At 57.3% G+C, this 8,391-nt stretch carries 8 protein-coding genes; 4 read left to right on the forward strand and 4 right to left on the reverse strand.

The annotated features are described in order from the left end of the window. Positions 1-15 precede the first annotated feature (15 nt). The 4 genes from LKE13_RS09770 to LKE13_RS09785 all read right to left on the reverse strand — a co-directional run bounded on the left by LKE13_RS09770 (position 16) and on the right by LKE13_RS09785 (position 4,295). Positions 16-1,044: an FAD:protein FMN transferase gene (locus LKE13_RS09770; RefSeq protein ID WP_227950706.1), complete on the reverse strand. Its 1,029-nt coding sequence runs from the start codon at positions 1,042-1,044 to the stop codon at positions 16-18. After that, positions 1,025-3,235, reverse strand: coding sequence for a PepSY domain-containing protein (locus LKE13_RS09775; protein ID WP_227950709.1), 2,211 nt, complete (start codon positions 3,233-3,235; stop codon positions 1,025-1,027). The genes LKE13_RS09770 and LKE13_RS09775 overlap by 20 nt, the downstream gene beginning before the upstream one ends. A 21-nt stretch (positions 3,236-3,256) precedes the next feature. Beyond that, on the reverse strand, positions 3,257-3,721 hold the full coding sequence (locus tag LKE13_RS09780) for a DUF2271 domain-containing protein (RefSeq protein WP_227950711.1): 465 nt from the start codon (positions 3,719-3,721) through the stop codon (positions 3,257-3,259). Positions 3,722-3,890: 169 nt separating this feature from the next. Then, entirely contained in the window at positions 3,891-4,295 is a 405-nt protein-coding gene (locus LKE13_RS09785) for a PepSY domain-containing protein (protein ID WP_227950713.1), read from the reverse strand. A gap of 145 nt (positions 4,296-4,440) precedes the next feature. On the opposite strand from LKE13_RS09785, the gene LKE13_RS09790 reads away from it, so the two are divergent. From LKE13_RS09790 to LKE13_RS09805, 4 genes are all read left to right on the forward strand, one after another. Then, positions 4,441-5,100: a response regulator transcription factor gene (locus LKE13_RS09790; protein ID WP_227950716.1), complete on the forward strand. Its 660-nt coding sequence runs from the start codon at positions 4,441-4,443 to the stop codon at positions 5,098-5,100. Next, positions 5,097-6,428 (forward strand): ATP-binding protein, encoded by a 1,332-nt coding sequence (locus LKE13_RS09795; RefSeq protein ID WP_415776509.1) that lies wholly within the window; start codon positions 5,097-5,099, stop codon positions 6,426-6,428. The genes LKE13_RS09790 and LKE13_RS09795 overlap by 4 nt, the downstream gene beginning before the upstream one ends. 218 nt (positions 6,429-6,646) lie before the next feature. Next, complete coding sequence (locus tag LKE13_RS09800; protein WP_227950720.1) at positions 6,647-7,276, forward strand: TetR/AcrR family transcriptional regulator; 630 nt, start codon at positions 6,647-6,649, stop codon at positions 7,274-7,276. Beyond that, positions 7,273-8,391, forward strand: a 1,119-nt coding sequence (locus LKE13_RS09805; RefSeq protein ID WP_227950722.1) for an efflux RND transporter periplasmic adaptor subunit, incomplete at its 3' end; no start/stop codon positions are given. The genes LKE13_RS09800 and LKE13_RS09805, both read left to right, overlap by 4 nt.

Consider the following 8,391-nt stretch of genomic DNA (forward strand, 5'->3'; position numbering starts at 1 on the left):
CCTATCCAGCTCAAATTAGCTTGTTTGCGTCTCATTGTCTAAGGCGCGACCGAGAATACCCGTGGTATCAATAGATGACGATTCTGCTGAAGGCTTTTGTCTATCCACCCAACCAACGCGACTCTCGCGCAGGGTTTCCCCGTCACGATCAATGAAAATCGCACTTAACCCAAGTCTTTGCGCAAGATTTTTCCCATTCCGGGATCCGAGGATCATGAATGCTGTCGCCCAGGCATCCGCGTCCATGCAATTTTCTGCCAGAACTGTCACGGAGGCTGGTGATCCCATTACCGGTCCGCCCCGCGCCGGGTCCATAGTATGGGAGAGGCGTTTGCCGCCAACATCGACCCAGTGTCGATAGTCACCCGAGGTTGCGACCGCGCAATCTTTCAATTCGAGAATGGAAAGCGCGGCGCGCGCCTCAAAATCCGGCCGCTCCAGCGCTATAGTCCAGGGTTTGCCGTCGGGACGCTGCCCTCGTGCGCGTATCTCTCCGTCGAGGCCCACCAGGGCATCTGTAATCCCGAAATGGCTTAGCGCCGCCATCATCCGATCTACAGCATAACCTTTGGCGATACCGGACAAGTCCAGCGTAATCGGGGTTTGTTTGCGAACATGGAGGGACTCGCGGTCAAGGTCCAGTATTTCATGCGCCATGGGGCGGGCATGGCCAAGGGCCGCCCGCATCGCACTCTCATTCGCCTCATGTGGTCCGAAACCCCATGCGGCGACGACATCGCCTACTCCAATGTCGAACGCGCCGCTGGAGAGTCGCCCTATCTCCAGTGCGCGTGTCAGAACCTCCATCAGTTCTGCAGGTACCGGCACCAATGTGCCGACAGTGGCACGGTTAATCCGCATTAGATCGCTGTCGGCTTTCCATGTGGACATTTGACGGTCCACTACATCCACGCTTTCGACCAGCGCCGCATGGATCGGATCGGGGTCGGTCACGGCGGGTGCATAAAATTGCGCCGACCAGCGGGTGCCCATCGTTGGGCCATTCAGTTTGTGGCATGTGAGATCAGTAGGTATCTTCAACATAACGTCCTTCTGTTTTCAACAAGTCGGGTGTGAGTCCGGCGGGCGCCAGAATATCGGCCAGCGTATCGACGACGCCCGCCGCCATATCACGCCCGCCGCAGACCAACACCTGTGCGCCCTCACCGATCAGGCGAACAACCCGCGCGGAATCGGCACGCAAGGCATCCTGTACATAGGCGCGCGCACTGGTACGGGAAAAGGCCGTGGTGACCGAGGTGAGCCGACCGTCGGCCTGCCAGTTCTGCAATTCCTCGCCATAGAATAAGTCACTGTTGGGATGCCTTGCCCCGAAATAGAGATGCATAGGTCGTCCGGGATGGTTACCGCGCGCAAACCCTGCCAATGGCCCGATCCCGGTCCCTGCGCCGATCAGGATCACCGGTTTGGTGTTACTTGCGATTCGAAAATCGAAATTGCGGCGGACGAAGCCCTGGACGCTTTGGCCGGGGGTTAGATCCAGAAGCTGACCGGAACAGAGACCGCTGGGATGACGGCTGACGCAGATTTCCACGAAGCCATCACTATACCCCGAAGCTAAAGAATAGAAGCGTGGCACGGTCGAGCCTTCCGGGATGATGCCCAGCAAGTCGCCTGCCGAGAACCGCGAAAACTCGTGCCCTGTTAACCGCGCGAGAAGTCCGGCATTCGGAATGGCAAAGCGCAGGATCGCTGCAGGGGCCTGCACCTTCGCACCGTAATCGCGGCGAGAGATCAGGGTCAGCACATGGCTGTGCGGGGTCGCGGGGCTGTGTGACAGCTCCAGCGGATGGTTGAGCGCCTGACCCAGGTCGCGTCCCCAACGGGCAAATTCCTGCGGCGACTGGCGGTCAACGGTCGCCATCGGCAACAGTTGCGACCAGCCCTTTTCATCTGCGACGCGCTTAACATCGGCGACATAGCCGCAAAATTCCGGGAATTGCCGGTCGCCAAAGCCCAAAACAGCCAGCGGTATCTCCGGTGCTTGCGGTAGGGCTGCCAGTCGGTCCAGGAACCCGTTGGCCGAAGCCGGCGCAGAACCTTCGCCATAGGTGGCGGCCAAGACGATCACCCGTTGGGCACGCTTATAGCGGCTGGGCGTGAACTGTGACATCGCGCCGGTATGAACCTTCTGGCCCGCCTGTGTCAACGCCAAGTGCAGCGTCGCGGCGAAGCCCCAGGTGCTGCCGCCTTCGCTGCCAACCAGCAGGATCGTGTCGGCCTGTCCGGCTGCCGTATTGCTTTTGATCCGTGGTCGCGTACGGCGAGCCTGTACCCAGAGGATCACGCCCGTACCCGCCATAACCGGTGCGCCAAGCGCCATCAATCCGAGGAGGATGCCCAGCCAGGCGGCTCCGTGTCCGGTGTGCAGCATGTAGATCGTCTCAGTAACGCGCTGCCAGAGACCATGATTCATCCAGACCAGAGTGACACCGGTTCCCTGATCGAGATAGCCTGCGCCACTGGCGGTCTTGAGCGTGAAGACATCCGTCGAGTCAACGGGGTAGGGAAAGGTCAGCTCACGCAACGCCGCCACCGGCGTGTCACGCAGTAAGGAAATGGCACCGGGTACTGCCCCCGTCTGTCCGCTCACCTCGGTTGGAAATGCAGGTGGGTCGCCGTCCTCGGGAACGAGACCAAAGGTGCTGGCGGTCATGAACAACGCGGTGGTAGAAGACAGTAGTAAGCCGACCACTGTCAGCCGAGCCAACTCGACATGCAACCGCCCCAAAAGCGGGCCCCGCAGACGCGAGAAGATACGCCGCCAGCCGCCGACCCGCCGCGCGGTCAGCATCAGCCCCGACAGCGACAGCACCAGAAGCGAGGCCGCCCCAGCCGCCGCCGTCAACCGGCCAGCATCGTCCAGGAATAGTGAGCGATGCAAGTTAGTCATCCAGCGTTGGATAGCGGAAGGTTCATAATTCTCCACGCCCTGTCCCGTTGCGGGGTCGATCACCATCGCGCCGGGCCGCCCGCCGTCAAAATAAAACGCGGTGATCTGCCCCGACGGCGCGCGGCGGATTTGTTCGACGCCGGGATAGGCTAAGACCACACGATCAGCCAGCGTGGCCACCGTCAAATCTGTTTCGGACTGTGCCGGAGCCTGCGCCACTTCCAGCGCTGGAAAGACGGACAGAAACGTGCCACTGAGCGCAATGACGACGATCAGCAACGCCGCGATGAGGCCGGGGATCTTATGCAGCGTACGCAGCATAGCGAATTCCTTTTTTGCAAGTTACATATCGTAGGTGAAATCACGGATGTAGCGGCGGCCCGGAACCGGCTGGCCCGCCCCTTGGGTGGTCAGCGACACGACCACTTCTGACGGACTGTCGCGCATATCCTCGGCCGAGACGTCGATATGCAGTTCATATCCCGCGTCAAACAGGGCATCGGCCAGATCGAGCGTGATTTTTAACTGTCGACCGGCGCCAACGCTGGCGCCCGTGATACCATTGATTTCAGCCGGATTGCCTTGCGTGGCGCGATACCAGTCGCTGAGATGGGTGTAATATTTCGACTTGCCACCGGCCATCCACAGGCTCCCTTGATAGGCGCCTTGCGCGTCGGTGACGTAAAGCGCAAGATAGGCGCCGTCACCGCCATAAGAGTTCATGTTGGTCGTCAGTGTAACGGGGCGAGCCATTGCCGGAACAGTCAGGGCAGTGGACAAGGCGAGGGCATATAACAGGGTTTTCATGGAATATCTCCGGATTACATTGTTCCGAGGTCTGTTTAATGGTTTCGGCTGACATCTTCCTGACGAAAAACAGGAATTCGCTTCAGCCTATTGTAAGATTTTATCGGGCGTGAATAGCTCCGCCGCGCTGGTGGTAACGTCGGAGCTTTGACGTTAGTCACAGAGGTCATTATTGAACCACCGCGCCGGGCTTGCTGCCAGGGACAAACAGACCGTTGGCGGGTGGTTGGCTCGTTCCAGTCGGCTTCTGGTTCATGTCGCGGCCACCACGATCATCGTCGTCATCGTCATCGTCATCATATTCCATTTCCACAATAGCCAGCGTGCCGGGATCGACCTTGACCTCGATTTCGCGGCCCTGGGCATCGCGCCCCTTGATTTCATAGCAACCGTCGTCGGTCTTGATCCGGCGTACGGTCCAGCCTTGTGCTTCGGCCATATTCTGGACGGCTTCGCGTGGTTGCCAATCGGCCATGGGTACACGGCAGTCATCATCATCGGCAAGGGCCATACCCATCGTACCGAGACCAGCTAGGCCAGTTACAAATGTTGCGGCAATCAGATATTTCTTCATCTTCTTATCTCCTGAAATTTCTGGTGATATACTATTGTTGCTCGCTTTCCTGACGTTGACCTGAAGCGTGCCGGCTTTCCGCTTCAGGTACGTGTCAGCTTCATGGGAGATAGAGGGGAAGCAAACGGAACGGGACGGAGAAGACATGCGTGTTTTGCTGATCGAGGATGATAGGGTGCTGGGTGCTGCGGTGCGCGACCAGATCACCGCTGACGGCCATTCCATCGACTGGGCCACGCGGCTTGATGCGGCGGGGGAATATTTAGACGTGGCTATCTACGACCTGATCCTGCTGGATCTGATGCTTCCTGATGGGCGTGGCCAGCCGTTTCTGCGCGCGCTTCGGGCGCGGGGCAACGCAACACCGGTAATCATCCTGACCGCGCTTGATCAGATTAGCGACCGGATCGAGGGACTAAATGCAGGCGCTGACGATTACATGGTCAAGCCTTTCGACCTGTCCGAACTATCGGCGCGGGTAGGTGCCGTTGCACGACGCTATTCCGGAAACCCCAACCCATTGGTCACACTTGGCGACCTGGAGATAGATCTGGCTGCTAAATCGGTCCGTCGCAGCGGGCGTCCAATAGTCCTGACCGCACGCGAATGGGTATTGTTTGAGGCGTTCGTGCAACGTCCGGGGCAGCTTTTTTCGAAGGCGCAGCTTGAAGAACGACTCTATTCTTTTGACACCGAAATCGAGAGCAATACGATTGAGGTTCATGTCAGCCGGTTACGCAAGAAGCTGGGACGTGAGCGGATTGAGACGGTACGCGGCCTGGGCTACCGGTTGGGTGCTGCATGAGGTGGCCAGGTTCATTGCAAGCTCGCCTGGCGCTCGGATTGGGTCTGGGGCTGGCCATCGTTTGGCTCGTCACCGCATGGATCACGGCCACCCTGTTGCAAGGGGAAATGAACGAAGTCTTCGATTCAACGCTCGAAGAAACGGCACAACGTATCCTGCCGCTCGCGGTTTTGGATATTCTTGATCGCGAAGAACTCGGTATCAGTCAGCGCATCGCTACTCTACGCCAGCACGAGGAATTCTTTACCTATATCGTGCGCGACGATCAGGGACGCGTGCTGTTGCGTTCGCACGGGGCCGAAGACGCGGTCTTTCCGCCCTTCGAAGGCTTGGGGTTTCGCCAGACGCCAACACACAGGCTCTATTACGATGCCGCCCTGCAAGGCACGATTACTATCGCGGTCGCCGAACCGTTGAACTACCGCATCGAGGTTGCGCGCGAAGCTTTGGTGGGGCTCGCCTTCCCGTTAATTATGGTCATTCCACTTAGTTTGATTGGGGTTGTTGTTATTGTTTGGCGCAGCCTTGACCCTGTTCGACGTTTTAGTGCCGAGCTGGCTAGTCGCGATGAGTACGATCTGTCGCCAGTAGATAATGGCAACCTTCCGAGTGAAATCACACCGGTGGCCGAGGCCGTCAATCAGCTTCTTGATAGGCTACGCCGCGCGATGGAAGCGGAGCGTAGTTTTACTGCTAATGCGGCGCATGAGCTTCGCACTCCTGTGGCAGCCGCACTGGCTCAAATCCAGCGGTTGATGACTGAAACCTCTGATGCTGTCGTGAGTCAAAGGGGGGTGGAGATTGAAGCTTCGCTCAAACGCCTGAACCGGCTTTCGGAAAAATTATTGCAATTAGCCCGCGCGGAAGGTGGACAGCTCCGTCGTAACACTGCATCAGATATCCGTCCTGTGCTACGCATGATAGTTTCGGAATTCGAGCGGATCGCGGGGACGGAGCGCATCGAGGTTGACTTGCCGGATACGGCAGTACTGTCTGATATCGATCCGGACGCCTTTGCCATCCTCGTGCGCAATTTGATTGAAAATGGGCTGCGTCACGGAACTGGCGATACTCCTATACAGGTGATAATGACTGCGAATGGTTTACTGCGTGTGATAAACGACGGTCCGGTAGTGCCACCAGAGACATTGGCGAAACTCACAGCGCGGTTTGAGCGCGGGCACTCCTTGTCTGATGGTGGCGGACTGGGTCTGTCCATTGTACAGGCGATCGCTGACGGAACGCAGGCGACGCTTATACTATATTCTCCCGCGCCAGGGAGGGCAGACGGTTTCGAGGTGGATTTCGAAGTACCGATACGCCATTGATTGCGATCCTGCTGCGAACTGCTCGTCGTGGTATTCGCAAACTCGGAACAGCAATTAGGCTTCAATTAAGCTGCCCCACATAGACGACAATACCAGAATACCTGTATCATCGGCCTATTTCTAACGAGTTTAATGTCGCTCTGTCAGATAGAGAGTTGACAAATATCCGATGGCATATTAATTAGTGATTAATAACTAACTAAATGGGATTCTGTATAATGCGCGTTCGTAAACCTGCCGAAACCCGCAAGTCTGAAATCATTGACGCCACCCTTCGTCTGGCTGACAAGCTTGGGCCTGACCGGCTGACAACAGAGACAATTGCGGAGGCCGTGGGACTCACCCAGCCGGGAATATTCCGGCATTTCCCGAAGAAACAGGATTTATGGGAGGCGGTGGCCGCACGCGTTGGGGCAATGATGGAAACGCGCTGGAAAAAAGCCGAGAGCGGCGATACTCCTGCAACAGACAGGATACGCGCGCTCATCGGCGCACAACTGCGGCTGATCCAATCCACTCCTGCAATCCCCGCCATTCTTTTTTCGCGGGAACTACATACCAAGAACAAGGGGCTCCGCACCGCCTTTTTTGGACTTATGAGCCGCTTTCACAAGGTGATCGCTGATTTAGTGGCACAAGCCTGTGCAGCGGGTGAGCTGAACGAAGATATCGATCCCGACGATGCTGCCTATCTTATTATCGGATTAGTGCAGGGGCTTGCTGTGAGATGGTCCATCAGTGGCCGGAACTTTGATCTGACGGACGAAGGAAACCGCCTTCTTGAACTTCAACTAAAGGGCCTCGCTTATGGAAATGCGGGGACTGGCGAAGAAAGGAACGCATCATGAGAACACGTCTTTTCCGGTATCTTTTGCTCCTGCTGGCAATTGGCGCCGTTGCTGCGGCTGTTTTCCTTTTCATCTTCATGCGTCCGTTGCCGGTGGAGATTGCGCACCCTGCCGAAAATGTGCCGATACAGGTCTTTGGACTTGGCACCGTGGAGGCCCGCATCCTGTCGAAAGTCGGTTTTGAAGTCGGTGCCGCGCTTGTCGAGTTGAATGCCGATCAAGGCGACTGGGTGAAAGAAGGCGATATCCTGGCGCGGTTGCACAGCGCCGAACAGGAAGCCCGCGTTGCCAAGGCGAAAGCTGGCATCGTCAACGTGGAAGCGGTGGTAAAGATGGCGGAAGCCGCCGTCGGTAAAGCACGTGCCGTTCTCGCTCAGAAGCAACAAACGAACAAACGTAAACAAGCGTTAGTTGCCCGGCAGACGGTCTCTGCCGAAAGCGCCGAGGAAGCTCAAATGGAGCAAGACGTGGCCGCCGCCGAACTGGCAGTGGCGATCAGCGACGTTGATGTCGCACGAGCTGCTCTTGAAGACGCCCGAGCGCAATTCAATGTGGAAAAAGTTCTTTTGGATCATCATGTGCTCAGGGCGCCCTATGATGCGATTGTCGTTGAACGCCATAAAGAACTCGGCTCGGTCTTGAGCTCCGGTGACGCACTTTTCACGCTGGTGGCTCCGGAAACAGTCTGGGTGCTTGCTTATGTTGATGAAGCGCGTGCGGGAGATGTGCGGATTAACCAGTCCGCCGAGGTTCGCCTTCGTTCCTTGCCCCGGCAGATGTTCGAAGGCCATATAACCCGCATTGACATTGAAAGCGATCGTGTAAGTGAAGAGCGCCGCGTCTATATCGCTTGTGATCTCTGCCCGGAAAGCTTTCATCTCGGCGAGCAGGCCGAGATCTTCATTACAACCGGCACCCTCGACAAGGCACTTTTGGTGCCGGAAGCCGCAGTCGAACATTTCGACGGAACCAAAGGTACGGTCTGGACTGTCGAGGATGGTGAGCTGCACCGCCGTGATGTCGTCTTCGGCCAGAGAACTCTCGATTCCCGACTTGAAATTACCGATGGTCTACCGGAAGGGGCACGTGTCGTCACCGCACTTCGTCCGGGGTTG

The sequence above is a fragment of the Sneathiella sp. HT1-7 genome (assembly GCF_020731145.1).
In the GTDB taxonomy this organism is placed as follows: domain Bacteria; phylum Pseudomonadota; class Alphaproteobacteria; order Sneathiellales; family Sneathiellaceae; genus Sneathiella.

Coding starts and splice junctions, on each gene's coding strand:
- LKE13_RS09785 (WP_227950713.1), bottom strand. CDS start 4,295: ATGAAGAAATATCTGATTGCCGCAACATTTGTAACTGGCCTAGCTGGT.
- LKE13_RS09770 (WP_227950706.1), bottom strand. CDS start 1,044: ATGTTGAAGATACCTACTGATCTCACATGCCACAAACTGAATGGCCCA.
- LKE13_RS09780 (WP_227950711.1), bottom strand. CDS start 3,721: ATGAAAACCCTGTTATATGCCCTCGCCTTGTCCACTGCCCTGACTGTT.
- LKE13_RS09775 (WP_227950709.1), bottom strand. CDS start 3,235: ATGCTGCGTACGCTGCATAAGATCCCCGGCCTCATCGCGGCGTTGCTG.
- LKE13_RS09790 (WP_227950716.1), top strand. CDS start 4,441: ATGCGTGTTTTGCTGATCGAGGATGATAGGGTGCTGGGTGCTGCGGTG.
- LKE13_RS09795 (WP_415776509.1), top strand. CDS start 5,097: ATGAGGTGGCCAGGTTCATTGCAAGCTCGCCTGGCGCTCGGATTGGGT.
- LKE13_RS09800 (WP_227950720.1), top strand. CDS start 6,647: ATGCGCGTTCGTAAACCTGCCGAAACCCGCAAGTCTGAAATCATTGAC.